This is a genomic window from Segatella maculosa DSM 19339 = JCM 15638, from assembly GCF_000382385.1.
GTDB classification, from domain to species: domain Bacteria; phylum Bacteroidota; class Bacteroidia; order Bacteroidales; family Bacteroidaceae; genus Prevotella; species Prevotella maculosa.
The window spans coordinates 17,052-36,537 of sequence record NZ_KB908322.1 but is presented as its reverse complement, the minus strand read 5'-3'; the positions used below and the strand labels follow the sequence as shown (position 1 = coordinate 36,537).

At 50.8% G+C, this 19,486-nt stretch carries 13 protein-coding genes; 8 read left to right on the top strand and 5 right to left on the bottom strand.

The annotated features are described in order from the left end of the window. Nucleotides 1–102: 102 nt before the first annotated feature. On the bottom strand, nucleotides 103–1,140 hold the full coding sequence (ruvB, locus tag H164_RS0105325; protein WP_008564408.1) for a Holliday junction branch migration DNA helicase RuvB: 1,038 nt from the start codon (nucleotides 1,138–1,140) through the stop codon (nucleotides 103–105). A gap of 191 nt (nucleotides 1,141–1,331) precedes the next feature. Then, the gene (locus tag H164_RS16055; protein WP_019967659.1) at nucleotides 1,332–1,454 is read right to left on the bottom strand and encodes a hypothetical protein; all 123 of its coding nucleotides are present in this window, start codon (nucleotides 1,452–1,454) and stop codon (nucleotides 1,332–1,334) included. A gap of 799 nt (nucleotides 1,455–2,253) precedes the next feature. Between H164_RS16055 and H164_RS0105310 the strand changes: the two genes are divergently transcribed. Next, nucleotides 2,254–3,153, top strand: coding sequence for an SPFH domain-containing protein (locus H164_RS0105310; protein WP_019967657.1), 900 nt, complete (start codon nucleotides 2,254–2,256; stop codon nucleotides 3,151–3,153). Between the two features lie 37 nt (nucleotides 3,154–3,190). Here the strand turns inward: H164_RS0105310 and H164_RS0105305 are convergent, their stop codons facing one another. Then, a complete protein-coding gene (locus tag H164_RS0105305) occupies nucleotides 3,191–4,252 on the bottom strand; it encodes a M20 family metallo-hydrolase (protein WP_019967656.1) in 1,062 nt (353 codons plus the stop codon). 276 nt (nucleotides 4,253–4,528) lie between these two features. Between H164_RS0105305 and H164_RS0105300 the strand changes: the two genes are divergently transcribed. The 6 genes from H164_RS0105300 (at nucleotide 4,529) to H164_RS0105270 (ending at nucleotide 16,844) form a co-directional block, all read left to right on the top strand. Further along, entirely contained in the window at nucleotides 4,529–5,830 is a 1,302-nt protein-coding gene (locus H164_RS0105300) for a glycoside hydrolase family 28 protein (RefSeq protein WP_019967655.1), read from the top strand. A 43-nt stretch (nucleotides 5,831–5,873) separates the two neighbouring features. Then, nucleotides 5,874–8,873 carry a SusC/RagA family TonB-linked outer membrane protein gene (locus H164_RS0105295; protein ID WP_019967654.1) on the top strand — a complete coding sequence of 1,000 codons (3,000 nt, stop codon included), beginning with the start codon at nucleotides 5,874–5,876 and terminating at the stop codon, nucleotides 8,871–8,873. Between the two features lie 21 nt (nucleotides 8,874–8,894). Further along, the gene (locus H164_RS0105290; RefSeq protein WP_019967653.1) at nucleotides 8,895–10,529 is read left to right on the top strand and encodes a RagB/SusD family nutrient uptake outer membrane protein; all 1,635 of its coding nucleotides are present in this window, start codon (nucleotides 8,895–8,897) and stop codon (nucleotides 10,527–10,529) included. Nucleotides 10,530–11,164: 635 nt separating this feature from the next. Then, a complete protein-coding gene (locus H164_RS0105280; RefSeq protein ID WP_019967652.1) occupies nucleotides 11,165–13,933 on the top strand; it encodes a TonB-dependent receptor in 2,769 nt (922 codons plus the stop codon). A 96-nt stretch (nucleotides 13,934–14,029) separates the two neighbouring features. Further along, nucleotides 14,030–15,304 (top strand): DUF4876 domain-containing protein, encoded by a 1,275-nt coding sequence (locus H164_RS0105275; protein ID WP_019967651.1) that lies wholly within the window; start codon nucleotides 14,030–14,032, stop codon nucleotides 15,302–15,304. Beyond that, nucleotides 15,294–16,844, top strand: coding sequence for a DUF6850 family outer membrane beta-barrel protein (locus tag H164_RS0105270; RefSeq protein ID WP_019967650.1), 1,551 nt, complete (start codon nucleotides 15,294–15,296; stop codon nucleotides 16,842–16,844). Before H164_RS0105275 ends, H164_RS0105270 begins: the two co-directional genes overlap by 11 nt. Before the next feature lie 20 nt (nucleotides 16,845–16,864). Here H164_RS0105270 and recO read toward each other — a convergent pair whose 3' ends face one another. Continuing rightward, nucleotides 16,865–17,584, bottom strand: a complete 720-nt coding sequence (recO, locus tag H164_RS0105265; RefSeq protein ID WP_008564397.1) for a DNA repair protein RecO — start codon at nucleotides 17,582–17,584, stop codon at nucleotides 16,865–16,867. Between the two features lie 217 nt (nucleotides 17,585–17,801). Here recO and rpsT point away from each other — a divergent pair, with 217 nt between their 5' ends. After that, nucleotides 17,802–18,056, top strand: a complete 255-nt coding sequence (rpsT, locus tag H164_RS0105260; protein WP_008564396.1) for a 30S ribosomal protein S20 — start codon at nucleotides 17,802–17,804, stop codon at nucleotides 18,054–18,056. 356 nt (nucleotides 18,057–18,412) lie between these two features. Here the strand turns inward: rpsT and H164_RS0105255 are convergent, their stop codons facing one another. Continuing rightward, nucleotides 18,413–19,345 (bottom strand): DUF559 domain-containing protein, encoded by a 933-nt coding sequence (locus H164_RS0105255; RefSeq protein WP_019967646.1) that lies wholly within the window; start codon nucleotides 19,343–19,345, stop codon nucleotides 18,413–18,415. Nucleotides 19,346–19,486: the final 141 nt, after the last annotated feature.

The window sequence follows — 19,486 nt, the reverse complement described above, 5'->3', positions numbered from 1 at the left end:
CTGAATAGTATTCAGATTTAGCCTATCAGTCTCCAATTCCCAAGGCTTTTTACTCCCCTCCCTCTTTGGCGAGGGGTTGGGGGAGAGGCTTTTTGGGGGCTTTTATTGCTCAAACAAGTCGGGCTGCATCACGTTTCCCGCATAAGAATTACGGCCAAGATGTTCGTAGGCCAATGGGGTTGCCATGCGACCGCGTGGGGTTCGCTTGATGAAACCCTCCATGATGAGGAACGGTTCGTAGACTTCTTCGACGGTACCGGCATCTTCTCCGATGGCTGTTGCAATGGTACTGACGCCCACAGGCCCCCCTCTGAACTTATCGATAATCGTGAGTAGGATTTTATTATCAATCTCATCGAGTCCGTATTGATCGATGTTGAGCGACTGAAGTCCGATGTGTGCAATCTCATTCGTGATGGTTCCGTTGCCCTTTACCTGTGCAAAATCACGCACACGGCGCAGCAATGCGTTGGCAATACGGGGCGTTCCGCGGCTCCGTCTGCTGATTTCTATGGCAGCATCCTCCTCGACCGGCACTTTTAAAAGCATGGCCGAGCGTCGGATAATGCGCTTCAATGTTTCGGGATCATAGTATTCCAAGTGCATATTGATGCCGAAACGAGCTCGCAAAGGAGCCGTAAGCATGCCACTACGTGTTGTGGCTCCGACAAGCGTAAAGGGGTTCAAATCAAGTTGAATCGACCGTGCCGAGGGGCCTTTGTCAATCATAATGTCGATGCGATAGTCCTCCATGGCGGAGTAAAGATACTCTTCCACGACGGGAGAAAGGCGATGAATCTCATCGATAAAGAGCACATCATTGGGTTCGAGTGAGGTCAATATGCCCGCAAGGTCGCCCGGTTTGTCGAGCACGGGACCGCTGGTAATCTTGAAACCCACACCGAGTTCGTTGGCAATGATGTTGCTCAACGTGGTTTTCCCCAGCCCCGGCGGACCGTAAAGCAGTGTGTGGTCGAGGGGTTCGCCGCGGTATTTTGCTGCTTCGACGAATATTTCAAGGTTCTCAACCACATTTTTCTGTCCGTTGAAATCCTTGAATCTCAGCGGTCGAAGCGCGTTCTCAAATTCCTTTTCGGCCGTGGATAGCGTTTCTTCTCTTATGTCGAAATCTTCTGCCATGATGCTTGTTGCGTTGCTGCAAAGATAGTGCAAACGAGTGCAAGAAAGCTTGCTTTCGGATTGCCGAGTGTAGCCTATCTTCTGCAAAGATAGTGTAAAAGGGGCGAATAGGCAAGAGTTTCTATCTTTTTTGCTATCTTTGTCTTCTCATCATGCAAAATCTACTGATGGCAAACATTCATTGGGCACCCCTATTGAGGCTCATCAGCGAGCATTCCGTGGCTTCGGTCTTCACCATGACGGTCTGTCTTGCGGTTGTTGTTCTTGGTGTTCTTTTCTACATCGGTGTTTTTGGGCACAAATAAACCGCCCATCTTGCTGCAATTTTGTGGCGTGGCCGTACTGTCCGGCGACCTTGGTGCGAGTTCAGCCGTTCACCGACTGTGCAATATCAGTCATTTCGCAGCATTGTTTCAGCCATTTTGCAACGTAATCTCAGCCATTTTACGCTGCAAATTCAGCCATTTAAGTTTGCTATCTCAGCCCTATTGGCTCGCTTGCGCTGCCTTGTTTCCCCCGACCGACATTGCATGCGACCCCAAGAAAATGTTTTTCGGTTCCGTCTGCATGCAAAGATACAAAATTCTGCAAGCGATTGCAAGACTTTCGCGGATTTTTTTTGACCGATATGACCCGCAATGCTTTTTAAGCACAAAAGCAGAAATGCCGACGGCGACGAAAATAAAAACTTTCTTGAGGAGAAACGGCGACGACGGCGACGCTTTCTACTTCTTTTTCTTCGTCTTTCTTTTTTCTTGTTCTTTGTTCTTTAGAAACATAACCAACTGATTATCAAGCTTTCCATTTGTTAATTAATTTAAACTTTTTATTGTTTAACATTAATTTACACGATATTTGAACAAAAAATCAGGCAAAAAAACGGTCGAAAAAAACGGTGTTTAATCCCCCATTCGTCATTGGCAATCGTACCATTATCCTTTTCTAAAATGACCGATTGAGGAACAAAGGATTTATCAGGCTAAAAAGGAAAAACACGGTTTTGCGGGAAATCGTTGCAGATGTTGTGAGAAATCATTATATTTGCAGGAAGATGCGGAGACGAACCGCAGCCGCTAACATGAAAAGAAAACCAATATCAACAGCTTATCCCCTATGAATATGCAACAAAAACCCAGCAACCAACGTGAAGGAAGTAACGACTTGATTTTATACAACATGAATATCCCTAAGAAACTATGGCTGCCGGCGATGGCACTCGCAGGCATTCTCATCGTGAGCATCTTCTTCTTTTCATTCGTAAACCCCTCTTATGACGAGGAAGCGGCCTTGAAAATGAAGCCTATCTTCTTTGGCAATACACGCGTTGACGATGAACCTGTGAACGCCATCACGCTGATTGCGCCCACGACCACAGCCGTGTATTTCAATATTCTGCCCCAGAAAATGCAGTTTCAGTTTGATGATTTGCTGTCAAACGACAACACACCGCTCGATGTAAACATGTATATGATTATTCAAGTGAAGAAGGGTCAGACCCCTGATTTGCTGAGAAACTATGGCGAACAATGGTTCGAAAACTTCATAGAGCCCTATTTTCGCAATAAAGTTCGCGAGTATGTGTCTTCCTGTTCGCCCTTCGATCTGATGAGTAATCGCGAAGTTCTGGCCGAATTCGACAATAGAATCAAGCAGTCGATGCGCCAGTATGTCGCCTCATTGTCGCGAAAAGCCAACTTTCCGATAGACATTCAGCAGGTCATTACCGACCGGGTGATGCCCAATAAAGAGCAGTTGGAGGAGATGAACAAGACCGCTGCGAGCATTCAAGCCAAGCAAACGCAGGAGAAACGTGCCGAGATGGAGCTGGCAAGAGCCAAGGCCGAGCGCAACAAAGCAGTGGCCGACAAGGCGTATATGACCGAACTGAACCTCTCTCCGGCACAGTTTATACAGCTCCGTGCATGGGATGTCATCGAAAAGAAGAACGGGGCCAACATCGATGTTCTCATTGGTGGAGGCGAGACACCGATGTGGAATATCCGCAGAAAATAAGCGTCGGGCTCTTGACGAGGCTGTCCTTGCAGGCCTGTCAAAAGGAAATGCCGTCCAACAATGCGATATATTGCGTGATGGCCTGCTCGATTTCGGAGATTAGAATGAACTCGTCGGCCGAATGAGAACGGGCAGACTGTCCCGGTCCGAGCTTGAAAGAGGGGAACGACATGAGGGCTTGGTCACTCAAAGTGGGGCTGCCGAAGGGTGTCATTCCCATGCGGATGCAACGGCGCACGAGCGGATGTTCGGGGTCGATATGCGAGGAATGAAGTCGGAAGGAATGGGCTTTGACCTCGCTCCGACAGTGCTTTTGAATGGCCTCAAACACCTCTTCATTGCGGTAAAGTTCGTTGGTTCGCACATCAATAAGGGCCGTTAAGCGGTCGGGAATCACGTTATGTTGCGTGCCGGAATGAACCACTGTGACCGTCATTTTCACCGGTCCGAGCAACTCACTTACCCGTTCGAAGCGGTAATCGCGCAGCCACACGAGGTCGTCGAGCGCCTCGTTAATGGCATTGATGCCCTCGTTTCGTGCCGCATGACCGCTCTTTCCGTGGGCAATAAGGTCGAGCACCATGAGCCCTCTCTCGGCAATAGCAGGCTGCATTCCCGTGGGTTCGCCCACGACGGCCACCGAGATCGGGGGCAAAAGCGGCAGGGCAAGGCTGATGCCATTGCTGCCCGAGACTTCCTCTTCGGCCGAAGCAAGATAGACAAGGTTGAAGTTTCGCGGCCGAAAAGCATAGTGACGGAACACCTGAAGCAGCGAAACCAATCCGCCACCACAGTCGTTGCTGCCCAAACCGTAGAGCTTTTCGCCCTCCAAAACGGGCGTGAACGGGTCGCGATGCCACGTACTGACGGGTTTCACGGTGTCGAGATGCGCATTGAGAAGCAGCGTGGGTCGCGAGGCAATAAAGCCCGGATCGAGGGCCCAAATATTGTTTCCTTCGCGCCGAACTGCAAGGCCTAAGCTTTCAATAGCATGGGAAACGATGTCGGCCGCAGCCTGTTCTTCACGGCTGACAGACGGTGTTTTGATGAGCGTTTTCAGCAGGTTTACCGCGTCAAAAGCATATTCTTTCGGTGTCATAACGCTGACAAAGATAATGATTTTCCGGCATTTTATCCTTTATTTTGGAAGATATTAAGACGCAGGGGAAATCTAATGGATTGGGAACAAGTGTGACATGGACCAAAAACCACAGCGTGGATTGTCGGTAACGAGCCGCTTATCCTCCCCCAATTATCCTTCCACCGTGCCAAATTCAACCGTTAAAAGTGGCCGAGCGACACTTTTTTGTGTAAAAAATGACGAATGTTTCAAAAAAAACTATCTTTGTGGTCTGAACAATCAACTAAACCTATAATGCATCTTAGACGAAACATGCTGGCAATTGCACTGCTGTCGGTACTGACACTGCATGCACAGACCTATAATGTGATGGCATTCGGAGCGAAAGGCGACGGCATCACCGATGATGCTGCGGCCATTCAGCGGGCTATCGACCGCTGTTCGGCCGAAGGAGGCGGTCGGGTGGTGCTTCCGGGAAGGCATGAATTCATGGCCGGTCCCATAGAACTGAAGTCGAACATCGACCTGCATTTGGAGGCAACGGCCGTGCTGAAAGCCCGCCCCGACACGCATATCTATCGGCTGAGTGCCTTTGGCGAGAATCAAGGCGAGGGTATGTTGTGGCTTTGGGCCAAGCATGCCGTGAACCTATCCGTCACGGGTAAGGGCACAATCCATGGCAATGGCATTCGCTTCATGGGTCGTGAACTCGCGGACAGTTACGATTTGAAGCCCGTCACGACGTTTGATCCGCGACCCCATGTGCTGACGCTTGTCGACGTAAGACACCTCACTATTCGTGATGTCACCATTAAAGAAGGGGCTTATTGGACGGTGCATCTTGTCGGATGTGACGGAGCCGTGATTGATGGTATTCAGCTTTTGAACAACTTGAAAATAAGGAATGGCGACGGAATAGACCTCGACCATTCGCGCAACATACGCATTTCGAACTGTTACATCACGTCGGGTGACGATTGCATCTGCCTGAAAAACCGGCGCGAGTTTGCCGAATATGGCAGTTGCCACGATATTGTCGTTACCAATTGTGTGATGCGTTCACGCTCGTGTGCCATCAAAATCGGCAGCGAGAACATGGATTCCATTCATCATGTGAGCTTTGACAACTGCATCATCACGGGCAGTAACCGTGGCTTGGGCATTCAGAATCGCGACGAAGGAACCGTGAGTGACGTCACATTCAGCAACATTCAGATGGACCTTCGCCTGTGGAGTGACGTGTGGTGGGGCAAGGCCGAGCCCATTTATGTGACCGCTTATCCGCGTGCAAACGGCAATCATAAAGATGCAAACTGGCGTTTTCCGAAGGGCGAAACGCAGGGAAGGTGCGGCAAGGTGGAGCGCATTTTCTTCAATAACATCACAGCCACGAGTGAGAACGGCTGTTTTGTGGGTGGCGATGAGCCGGGAAAAGTGAGCCATGTTTACTTCTATAACGTGCGACTGAAAGTCGGTTTCAAGACCAATGTGGCCGACCTTCGTCCGTGTCGCGACACATCCTTCTTTAATAACCGGGGGCAATTGGTGGCCACGGAGAACGTCACTGACTGCCGATTGGACGTGTTCGGCATGTGAAAACGTTGAAACCAACATATTTATAACTTAATAACTAACAATTATGCACAACGTACAAGATTCATTTCGAAGCAACTGCAAGCGTATTGTCGCTGCGGTCGTGCTTCTGTTTATCGGTACCATCGCATTCGCACAAAGCAAAGTCACGGGCACCGTCAAGGATTCCGGGGGCGAACCGCTGATAGGTGTGAGCGTGGTTGAAGTGGGAACGAGCAACGGAACCGTTACCGACATCAACGGTAACTACACGCTGAACGTGAAACCCGGGGCACGTTTGAAGATTTCCTACGTGGGTTTCAACCCGAAGGAAGTCAGGGCAGGCGATAAGACAATGGTCGTGCTCGAAGAAGACAACAAGACACTGAACGAAGTGGTCGTGGTTGGCTACGGAACGATGCGCCGTAAAGACGTTACTTCGTCCATTACGACCATCAAGTCGGACGACCTTAATAAAGGAGTCTTCACCGATGCAGCCAATATGCTGCAAGGTAAGGTCGCAGGTCTGGTGGTTACCTCCACAGGCGACCCGAACGGAAGTCCGAGCATCACGCTGCGAGGGGCCTCATCGCTGCGTAGTGGTGCGGCCATGCAGCCCTATTATGTGGTAGACGGCATTCCCGGCGTAGACATATCTATGGTTGCGCCCGACGATATCGAGAGCATCGACGTGCTACGCGACGCAACGGCTACGGCAATCTACGGTTCGAAAGCTGCCAATGGCGTCATCATCATCACCACAAAGAGCGGAAAGAACGGTGGCGAACGCACGAATGTGAGCTACAACGGCTATGTAGGTTTCGACCGAATATCGAAGACTTTGGACGTAGCTTCGGCACAAGACATTCGCGATTTCGTTACCAAGAACGGGCTCAGCTATGCTTATGACGGTGGCGGAGACACCGATTGGCAGCAAGAAGTGCTGCGCACGGGCTTCAGCCACAACCACAATGTTGCCATCAACGGCGGGTCGAAGAAGACCAACTACATGGGCAGCGTGAACTATATGAACCGCGAAGGTGTCATCAAAGGCAGCAACATGTATCGCCTGAACGTTCGTTCGCTGCTTTCGACCAAGGTCTTGAAAGACCGGCTCGACCTTTCTGTCGGTGCCAACATGATGTATGGCATGCACCGCGGCGTGAAGATGGACAACGAAGGGGCCTCGGTGCTCGATGCAATGAACTATTTTAACCCGACAAACGAGGTGACCGATGCCAACGGCAACTGGACTTGGGGCTCGGGCTCGCATAACTTCAACCCGATGTCGCTCATCTCAGAAGACACTTCCGAGACCTTTTGGAAGCGCAATCAGTTCATCGGCAAGGCAACCCTGCACATCATCGACGGCTTGCTCCTGAACATGAACTATTCCTACGACAACTTCCAACACACTTACAGTGCATACGACTCGCACAACTCGCAGTTGCCGGGCCTGAGTGCCTATTATGGCAAGGCCGACCGCAACACCTACTTCGGCAATTCGCAGACTTTTGAAACCTATGCCAACTACGACAAGACCTTCAACAAGGTGCACAAGCTCTCCCTGATGGCCGGTTATTCGTGGGAAGAGCGCAACAGCAACGATGGCTTCGGGCTCTCCGTGCACAACTTCTTCGATGACACGCTGAAATGGAATAACCTCACTTACGCCGGACAAATAGACGGAATGAAGGCCGTGAACAGCGGAACGAAGGAGACGGTACGCAATATTTCGTTCTATGGACGTGCGGGGTATTCGTTCAACAGCCGCTATATGCTTCAGGCAACCCTGCGTCGTGACGGCTCTTCCGTGTTCGGTAAAGACCACCGTTGGGGCACTTTCCCCTCGGTGAGTGCAGCATGGAACATCACCGAAGAGGCTTTCATGAAAAACCAAAGCATCTTTTCTAACCTGAAACTCCGCCTCGGTTACGGTGTCAGTGGCAATGCCTTGGGCTTCGGAGCCTACTCGGCCGTGGCCACGTATGGTGCAACCGGCTCCTATTTCCAAAGCAATGGCGTGACCTATGTGTCGTTGGGTGCCACGAAATTGGCCAATGAAGACCTGAAGTGGGAGACAACGGGCATGTTCAACCTCGGTATCGACTACGCAGTCCTTGGCGGATGGCTCAACGGTTCGCTGGAGTTCTATCACAAGAAGACCAAAGACCTGATTTGGGCCTACCCTGTTTCGTCGTTCATCTACCCGTTTGGCACCATTCAGGCCAACGTCGGAGAAATCACCAACAAGGGCGTGGAGTTCACGCTCAATGCCATTCCCGTGAAAACCAAGGACTTTGAATGGAACACGACGCTGAACCTCGCCCACAACAGCAACAAGGTGGACAGACTGTCCAACGAGAAATACCACACGGACGTCTTCGAGCAAGGCGACCCGATGGTGGCCGGTGTGTCGGCAAACGGCTACACGCAGCGTGTCATGGAGGGACAACCCATCGGTACGTTCTACATGTATGAATTCGCCGGCTACAATGATGCAGGCAAAGCCACTTACTATGTGCACGACGCAAAGACCAACGAGCGCACAGGAGAGGTCACGACAACCCCCGTATATAAGGACCGGACGGTCGTAGGCAACGCGCAACCGAAATTGAACCTCGGCTGGAACAACACCCTGAACTACAAGAATTGGTCGCTGACGATGTTCTTCACGGGTGTCTTCGGCAACAAGATTTACAACGGATCGCGGGCACATTACACGGCTCCCGACGTATTCTCGGGTGGCAGAAACGTATTGAAGGAATATATTTATGACCGTCCTTACACCGATACCTATTCGAATGTGCCGTCCACCCGCTTCCTCGAAAAGGGCGATTACCTGCGCCTGCAGAGCCTCACCTTGGGCTATACCTTCCGCCACTTCAACGGGTGGCTGCAGTCGTTGCAGCTCTACATGACCTGCAACAACGTCTTTACGCTCACCGGCTACAAGGGACTCGACCCCGAAGTGAACCTCGGCGGCATCGATCCCGGCGTGGATTACCGTTGGAGCAACTATCCCCACACGCGCACTTTCATGGTGGGTGCGAAGCTGAACTTCTAATATAACGAAAGGAATTCTAAGATGAAAACAAACATAAAGCTTATGGTTGCGGCCGGCATGGTCGCGTTTGCAACGAGTTGCACGGACTTGGACGTGCCCGTAAAGTCGCAATACACCCATTATCCAAACAGTAAGATTGCAATCGAGGCCAAGATGGCCGGCATCTACAACCAGTTGCGCGATATGCTCGGCCGCCGTTATTACGAAGCGATGAGCCTGTCGAGCGACGAACAGACTGCCGTCTCCTATTCGGGAGGCTGGATCGACGCGGGAGCTTACTCCCATCCCAGTCTGCACAACTTTACTTACGAAGACAACACCATCGACTGGATGAAGGTTCTTGGCGAAGGCTGTGTCAAAGCCAACGAAGTCATCACCAGTAATGCCGATGATAAATACAAAACCCCGGCCCGGGCCATGCGCGCCTACTTCGAGTTCATCATGATGGATTGCTGGGGAGACGCGCCAATCATCGACCCCACGGTCGAAGGCATCGACATTCGCGACCGCCAGCCACGCGCCGATGTGGCCCGTTACATCGAGAAAGAACTGCTCGACATCATTCCCCGGCTCTCAACCGAAGTGGGCGGAGAGAACTACGGCAAGCCCAACAAGTACATGGCGCAGGCACTCTTGGCCAAGCTCTACATCAACTGGGCCGTCTATACGGCTGCTTCGGTCGACCAATACGACGCGGCAACGGCCGTGAACGAGAAGCTCGACGCCTGCATCAGCGTGTGCGACGAGCTCATCAACAGCGGAAAGTTCAACCTCGGCTCCATGCCCTACCGCTTCAAGTTCGGCCCCAATAACAGCGCGCTCAACGTCGAAGACTTCATCTACGCCATGCCCTACGACACCTATACCGCACAGGGCATGCAGTACGGCCGTGCCAATTCCTACAAAGACATCAAGAGCCTGAACCCCTCTTACTATGGAATGAAGCTCTCAAACTCGGGCGGTGCCTACATGACCATGACCCCCGAGTTCGCCAATCTCTTCTCGCTTCCCGGCGACGAGCGCAACAACTGCGTCATCGGCGGGCAGGTCTACGTCTACGACCCCACCACGTTGCTCCCCACAAGTCAGCTGGCAAAAGACCGAGCAGGCAATCCGTTGGTCCTCACAAAGAGCATCACGTTGCGCTATACCGACGCAGCCCACACCACGCTCGACTGGAAAAACCTCGACGTCGGCGACGACCTTGAAGGCTGGCGGCAGGGCTATCGCTCCGTGAAGTTCTTCGTCATCGACGACGATTACAAGAACGGCCGCAACCAAAGCAACGACCTTCCCATCTTCCGCTACGCCGACATCCTCCTCACAAAGGCCGAGGCACTCGTCAGAAAAGGCACAGCCGGCGCAACAGCCCAAGCCCTGTTCAATCAAATCCGCGCCTATGTCCATGCCCCATTGCTCACACATGTGCCCACCTTACAGGACATCTACGAAGAGCGCGGCCGCGAGTTTATGAACGAAAACTGGCGCCGCAACGACATGATTCGCTTCGGACACTTCGAAGACGAGTTCTTCCCGCACTACAGAAGCAACCCGAATGCGAACTTCGAAAAGACACGTCGCATCTTCCCGCTCCATCACAAGACGCTTAACCTGAACACTTCTTGGAAGCAGAACCCCGGCTATCCGCAACCGTAAGCATAACCGCAGGCACCTGCCTCCGCCCCTTATCGGCCAACCTCCCACGAGGTTGGCCTTTTTCGTTCGTGTCCTTTGCTGCCCCGGCCGGTCATAGAAACCTCCCCCAGTCCCTCCGAAGGCGAGGCGTCCCGACTACTTGCAACTTCATTCTCCCCCTTTCGAGAGAGCCAAGGCAGGTTTCCAATGTCACGAACAACAGGAAGGAGCATCATGAAATATAGGAAAGAACATCAAGAGCAATAGGAAGAACCATCAAGAGCTATAGGAGAAACAGTCAAGAGCAATAGGACGCAACGTCAAGAGCAATAGGAGTAATCGCGTTATCTCCATGGAGAAACAACCTTATCACCATGGAGATAAAGTCTTATCACCACGGTGATAAGGTCTTCTCACCATGGTGATAAACCAAAACGAACCGCATCTCATGAGAAAACAATCCGTATCTCATAGCGAAAAGATGCGGTTCTGCCGATGCCACATACCTGATAAAAGGCTGCAACCTCGGCTGTTTCGGCCTCCGAAACTAAAATACCAAGGCTTAGGTATTACCGCTTTTAAGTTCTTTTAATACCTTTGCGGCACGATGAATAGGTAGAAACAAGAGCTTTTGAAATCAAATTCAGACAGATAACATGAAGAAAGGAATTGCACGATTGCTGCTGTTGCTCAACGTCATGGTTGCAGCAACGGCATCTGCACAGCCCAAAACCGGGGGCGAACACTATGCCGTGAGGCTCACGGTTTCAGAGAAAGGGTCGGGCGAAAGCATCATGATGGCCAGCTGTTACCTCCAACCTTTGGGCGCATACACCGTGACCAACATCGACGGAAAGGCCGTTTTCGCGAATGTCCCGCGGGGAAAATACACGCTGGAAATCAGCTACGTGGGGTTCGAGAAATACCAAACTACGGTGGAAGTAGACCGCGATTTGGACCTTAAAGCCGTGATGACGCCTTCTTCGTTGGCTTTGAAAGAGGTGGTGGTTACGGCACAACGCAAGTCATCGGGGGCCTCTACGACGAGCGTTATCGGCCGTCAGGCCATCGACCATTTGCAGGCTTCGTCGCTTGCCGACGTCATGCAGCTGCTTCCGGGCAGCAAGATGGGCAACCAAGACCTGACACAACAGCACAATCTTCAGCTGAGAACGCTGGTCAACAATAATACAAGTGCCTTCGGATCGAGCATCATTGTGGACGGAATGCCCATGTCGAACAACGCCACAATGACGCAAGGAGGCTTCTCAAGTACGGCCTTTGCGGGTACTGACCTACGCCAAATCAGTGCCGACAATATCGAGAATGTGGAGGTGATACGGGGCATTCCGTCGGCCGAATACGGCGATTTGACGAGCGGACTTGTCATCGTTCACTCCAAAGCGGGGGTCACTCCGTGGCAGTTCAAGGGCAAGATTAACCCCGCATTGCAGAACTATTCGCTCGGGAAAGGTTTTAAATGGAAGACCGGGATAGTGAATTTTAACTTCGATTACGCCAAGGCTTGGGGCGACCCTCGACAGAAAACGCGCTCGTATGGGCGTTACACGCTCAACATGGGCTATGGATTGGACTTCTCGAAACGGTGGCACACCGACACGAAACTACGTCTTCTCTATGCCAACGACTGGAATGGAAAGGACCCGGATGCCGTGAATGACGGCACGGAAAACAGCGATAAGAATTACACGTTCGGCCTGACGCACAACGGACGCATCAGCTTTAACATGCCCATGATGCGCACCTTGTCTTATACACTTGGCATAACTGCCTCGAAACTCGACACGCGCAACAGCCGTATCGTGCCTGTCAGCTCGGGCTTGCTGCCCATTCTTACGGCGCGGGAGTCGGGCTATTACCTCGTGCCTTGGGCCACTCAGAGCTACTTGGCCACGGGAATTACCGAGAGCCGGCCGGGGAATTTCTTCGTAAAAGTAAATGACAACTTCTTCTTGAAGGCCGGAAAGACGCACCAAAGTTTCAAACTTGGTGCTGAATACCGGCTCAACTGGAACAGCGGACGCGGCTATTACAACGCCGATGACCGACTTCCCTATACGCCCAACAGCAACGGACGGCCCCGCGCTTTCAGCGATGTCCCCGCGCTGCATCAGCTTTCTGCCTACGCAGAAGACAACTTTTCGTGGGCCATGAACAAGGTGAATCGCCTGCGGGCCAACCTCGGTTTGCGCTTCACGAGCCAGCAACCGTTCGGCCATGTGGCCACGACAGCCCTCTCGCCGCGCCTCAATTTGCAGTTCACGGCAGCGGAATGGCTCGATATTCGCGGCGGAATCGGTCTCAACAGTAAGGCACCCGGGCTTGATTATCTCTATCCCGACGTGAAGTATGACGACAGGGTTGCGGCCAATTATATGCCGCAAAACAACCTGGCGGGGCAGCTTTTGATGTATCACACGCAGGCCGTTCACGTCGATAACAACCGGGTGAAGAATGCAACGACCACGAAGATAGAGCTGGGACTCGACTTTAAACTGTCCGGAAACCGCAAGTTGAGCTTCTTGGCCTATCGCGACAAAACACCGAACGGCTTCAGTGCACTCACCAGCTACACCACCTATGAGAGCAATTTCTACGACCTGACGCACGGACTCACGCCAAGTATGGGCCATCAGACCATGGTCGACCTCGGCAATCCCGCCCGTCGTGACGTGGTATTCATGTCGGTTGGCGGCGTAGGCAACGACAATGTGACGGTCAATAAGGGCCTCGAACTCGACTTCGATCTTGGCGTCATCAAGCCTATCAACACCTCTTTGTTCTTCAGCGGCGCCTATTCTGAGACGCAAACGTGGGACAATGGGCTCAACAGCCGCAGTGTTCCGTCGGCCTTTCTGCCCACGGAATACGCGTCATACGGGCTGACTCCCTATAAACTTGTCTATCCTTCGGGACTCGATAAGAATACATATCGTCGCTTCATCAACACACTTCGTCTCGTGACCAACATTCCCCGACTGCGCATGGTAGCCTCGTTCACGGCGCAAGCTATTTGGTATGACTACCAATTTGACTATACGGCGACGAAGAACCCCATTGGTTTCATCACGCAGGATTTGGCCTATCACGAGATTACGGCCGACATGATGCGCGGCTATCTCGACATGCAAGGCAACTATTATGCCACGACTCCGGCTGTAAACCACATCAAATTGAGCGATATGACCATCAAGGCCAGCGATGCAGTGCCCGTGAAAACACCGATAACATGGAACCTTTCGGGGCGCCTTACCAAGGAACTTGGCAAATTGGGTGGCTTGAGTCTCTACGTGAATAACCTGATTTACTACGAACCTTACCTGAAAGGAAACACCACATCGACGCTCGTGCAACGCAACACGGGAAGTTTCAGTTACGGTGTGGAGCTGTATTTCAATCTGTAATAGAGGGCCTCTCTCCCTAACCCTACCCGAAAAGGGAAGGAGTTAACTGCAAATAGACTTTGAGAATGATACAAAACAAAAACAAGCATACGGAATATGAAGAATAAATATCGCCAAACAGGCAAGAACAAAAGCCTTTCCTTCAAATCAAAGTGGCTGACATTATGTGCCATGATGCTGGCTTTCGGTCTCGCATCATGCGTGGATTACAGTGATGAAGCAACGACCGTGTCAGCCAAAGTGAGGCTGACACTGCCCGAAGAGTTCACAAGCAACAGCGGTTTGGAGGGCCGGACGGTGGTTCTCATGGCCCAAAACGGCAACCGACTCACAGCAACCACCGATGCCGAAGGGGTGGCTTCGTTCAGCAATATCGTGCCCGATGTCTACACCGTCTCAGCATCTTGGGAACTGACGCAGGCCGAATATGCCGCCGCAACGGGCGACAACGTGGTCAACGAGGGCGCCGTGGTGTCGGGAAACCTCAACAACCGGCTCGTCAAAGGCGAAGAAACCATCGCACTCCCAACCGTTTTGGCCATCAATCGTTCGTTGGTCATCGGCAAAATCTACTATGCCGGCTCAAAAGATGCCAACAAAAAGAACTACTTGGCAGGCCAGTTTATCGAGCTATATAACCAAAGTGACAAGGCCATAAACGTGGCCGGGCTTTACATCGGACTGTTGGAAAGCAATGCAACCCCGGCCTATACGCTCGACAATCTGCACGAGAAGTTCAGCGATAGTGTCGTGGTTTGCAAGCAGGTGTTCCGCATTCCAGCCGACAAAGCACATGCGTTGAAACCGGGAGAAAGCCTTGTCATCACCAACAGTGCCATCGACCACACGGCCAAAGTGGCGACGGAACGCAACCTACTTACGGCAGATTACGAGGCGAAATTCCCCACGGGGAGAATCGTTAACAACCCTTCAACGCCCGCATTAGAGCAGAAATTCTCTTCATTTGATAAGATACCGAACATGAATTTGCTGCAAAGTGGCCCCTGTGGTGTCGTGATTTTCCGCACAGAAAAGGACGTTACGAAGTTCGATAAGGTTTATTCTTATGGCAAAACCAACGGCAGTCTGTGGCTGGCAGTGCCCAAACGCTATGTCATCGACGGCGTGGATATCCTGAAATACAACAGCAAAAGCGGCGGAGCTGACGTCGCCACGAAGCACCTCTACAATGACATCGACGGCGGATATGCCACGATCAGTGCCGTTAATGGCTATAACGGAGAAGTGGTTTACCGCAAGACTTCGACGCGAAAAGGCAAGGACGGGCACCGCATCTTGCAGGATACGAACAACTCTTTGAATGATTTCAAGCTTTCAACAACCATCAATATCCGCGAATATGATGAATAAGAACCTGTTAATATCACTTGCTTTGATGGCCGTTCCGGCCGTTGCACAAGAACAAAAGCCGATGGACCACGGAACCTACGCCCAACTCGACAACGAATTGCTGTGGCATAACACCGCAAATACAGCGGGATTGGAATTCGACAAGACGCCCAATCGGGGCTTGGCCGGCTTGGATTACAGCTATACGGGAGGCGATTTCTACCGCGCACAAGAGGGAACTTCGACCCACAACCTGCAATTCTCGACCGAAAGTCATCAGCAAATCAATAACTATCTCTATGGTTATGGCCGCTTCGCATTCAACAATGGTCGCACGAAAGACCGTGCATGGGCCGACGTGATGCGCCCTTATAACAGCAATCCTTACTTTTCCGGTTCGTCTGTTCCCGGGCGTTACGACCATCAGGACATGGAACTCACGGCTGCAATAGGCACAAGTAGCTTTGGAAAATGGCACTTCGGAGCCCGCCTTGATTATGCCCTTGGCGACCTGAGTAGGTTGCGTGACCCGCGTTCGCGGGCGCAATTGCTCGACTATAAGCTCACTCCTTCAGCGGTTTATCAGCTTGGCAAGCATGCCATAGGGCTTGCCGGATGGTACAACCGACGCAAGGAAAAGATCAACGGACTGACAACTGTGCAGCAAGATGCAACGCTGAAGTACTACTTCATGACGGGACTTGAGAATGCAAACGGCTCAACCGGTGGCTATAGCAACTTTCAACGGGAGTGGGTGAACCATGATTTCGGGGCCGAACTCTCATGGAGTTATGCGCCGATGGGCGGCATGAAGACCCTAAACAGCGTGACCCTGCAACGCGGAAGCGAGAGCGTTTTGGGGCAATATAAGTACAGTCCCGGCCATTACTACAATTATATATATGCCTTCAAGAGCCAAACGCTGATTCCAAATAATGGTTTTACGCAACGCATCGACTTCAAAGCGCGTTACGAAGAGGGCTATGCCGACGAATACCGACAGCAACTTGTCATCACGAACGACCCGCAGACAGGCCTCAATTCCTATCATTATGAAACGCAACTTTCCTTTAAAAAGCGGTATCAAGTAACGGTCTTGGACCTTGGTTTGCACTACCGCATAAGCAAACACACGGTTCCTTTAGAATGGTTCTACATGGGAGCAATAATTGATTACAAGGCGGTAAGCAATAAATATCTGCTCCATACATCAGAGTTTCAATATGAGAGCGTCAATCCCGCCTTGGAAATTGGTGGCAAACTTGGTAGGATAAGCGTCAACATGACAAGCGGTTACAGTTTCTCAACACGTAGTAAACTCGCATTAGCCAACAGTCAAACCGACTATGCAAAGCAGGTGTTGCTGCCCGACATGAAGTATTATGAACTCAATTATTTCTTTGGTCACTTCGATATCGTCTGCGATTTACCGGTCAACATCAAGAAAACAGCGACCACACTCTATGCCAAAGCGTGGTGTGATAGCTTGGAAACAAAGAAGTATGGAAGCGATAAGCTCCGCAAATATCAGGTGGGCGTGAGCCTCGGTGTTGTCTATTGAACCCTCGGAAAGGCTTTTCTCTAAAACAATTCGCGCAACACGCGGAGGGATTTCAGCTCAGGGAACTTCGGCAAGTGGAGCGTATAGTAATCCAAAACGAGGTCGCAGAAGCGGTTACGTTCGGCATGTGACATTTTAAAAAGGTGCATATTGGCATAGTTCATGCGTGAGAAGGTCGCAATAAGTGCCGTATCCTGCGGTGCCAAAAAGTCGCGATGGGCAGGCATGATGGGTGCATAACAGCCACTTCGAAGGTCGAAATAGCACCCCTCGGTATAGTCTTCAAGGTTGGGATAGAAGCCAAGGAAGCGCAGTAGATGAACGATATAGACAAGGTGGAAATTGGAAAAAGCAGTGCTACATCGGTCGAGCCATTCGATGCTTGAGGCGATATAGCCGAAGAGGGGCACGTTGGTTTGCTCGCCATGTGTGGCATATGTGGTGAATTCGGCAAGAAAAAGCGAGATTGAAAGCTTGAAAGGTTCAAAGGGAATCGAACTCAACGGGTAGGCTATCGCCACGTTGTTGAAGGTCTGAATGGTCGTTTTCTGCCGATAATCATATTCGATGTCGAGCACGGAAAAGGGCTGAAAGTATTGCTTCTTCACCCTTGCTTTGGCCGACTTCGATAGATGTGAGGCGAAAGTCACGCGTCCTTGCGCCTCTGTGAACAGCTCGACCATCAGTTTGTTCTCGCCGAATTTGAATGCATGCAGCACGATAGCCCTTGTCTTTATCATTGAAAACAAAGGTAATTGAAATCCATGAAAAAACGGCATGTCATTGAAAATAATTCGCTAAAAGTTTGGAAGGACGGAAAAAAAGCCCTAACTTTGCACCCGCAAAAATTAGCATCATGGTCCCTTCGTCTATCGGTTAGGACGAGAGATTTTCATTCTCTAAAGAGCAGTTCGACTCTGCTAGGGACTACAGATCAATTAAAAGAGAAAACAGAAGATGGCAAATCACAAATCAGCATTAAAGAGAATCCGTCAGACAAAGACCAGAACGCTTCACAATAGATATTACGCTAAGACCATGCGTAATGCAGTTCGCAAATTACGTGCAATAACTGATAAGGATGAAGCAGTTAAGTTGTATCCCGTGGTGCAGAAGATGCTTGACAAGCTGGCCAAGACCAACATCATTCATGCCAATAAAGCAGCCAACATCAAGTCGGGTTTGGCACTTCATATCAGTAAACTTGGCTGATTTCAGTCAAGAATTTGTAGTCATCAGGTCGCAGTCTCCATTGAGATTGCGACTTTTTTTTATGGCCTTTTGACCGAACTCCCGTTTTGATTTCGGCGCATGTGCATTTCTGTTCCTTCCATCTTGCGTTTCAATCTCAGCCATTTAGCCGCGCAATTCCAGCCATATTACGGTACAATCTCAGCCATTTTATGCATCAATATGGCCCATATAAGTTGCAGGGACGCACGGCTCGTGCGTCCACTCAAGGGGAATGAAAGCATATATACATGATTATTGAAGCGGACGCACGAACCGTGCGTCCCTACATGCGTTCGCATAGCTCGTTCTATCAGTTTTTTCGTCGGGAACGGACGCTATTTCCGACCGAAATCGGCAGGAACCTCGCCCCATTTCTTGGTTTCCCATTTGATGATGCGTGTCTGGATTTCGTGCGTACGCAGCCAGTTTTCAGCCCGTTCCACAATCTGATAGAGGGCTTCGGTCTGTGGGGTTCGCGCCAATTTCGTCTTACATTTCTTATTATGCACCCACAGAATGGCGTTGTAACTGTCTGAGTAAATCACCTTTTTATGGTCGCCCTGCTTGTCAAGCAAAGCCAAAGCGTGAACGATGGCAAGGAATTCTCCGATATTGTTTGTACCATGCATCGGTCCGAAATGGAACACCCTCGCCCCCGTTTGCAGGTCGATAGCCTGATATTCCATTGGCCCCGGATTGCCCGAACAAGCCGCATCGACAGTCCAAGCATTACGTTCTACCTCGGAAAAGCGCAACCTATCCCCCAAGAAGCCTCCCCCGGCCCCTCCGAAAGGAGGGGAGACCGAACTAACAGCATTATTTTCAGGGTTAATTTGCCCCTCCAACTTCGCTATTCCCGCCTTCTTGGAGGGACGAGAGCGACTTTCTATATTCATAATTGCCTGTTTTATTTTGTTGATAACCTGAAAAGGTGCATGCAAAACTTCTTCATTTGTGACCCTTAACACTTGGAACCCCATACGATTCAAGTCGTTGGTTCGGAGTTGATCATTAATGGGTTGATCGCCTTTGAAATGGTATTTGCCATCTACTTCAATGATTAAATGATAGTGAAGTGACACGAAATCTGCGATATAGTCACCGATAATGTGCTGTTGGCGGAACTTATATCCTAATGATTTTGACTTCAGTATAGCCCATAAAGCACGCTCCGCATCTGTCAAAAACATCTTGTTTTCCTTGGCATATTGCTTCAACTTGTCATACATCACAGTATCGGCAGTCTGGTAGATATAGTGTTTAGTCATAAAGGAAAGCCTCCCCCGGCCTCTCCAAAAGGAGGAGAGAGCGAACTCGTAGGGAGATATTTGTATCTAATTAAGTATATTTTCAAGTCACTTTAAGCCTATTTCCCCTTTCAATTTCGGCCTCCCCTCCTTTCGGAGGGG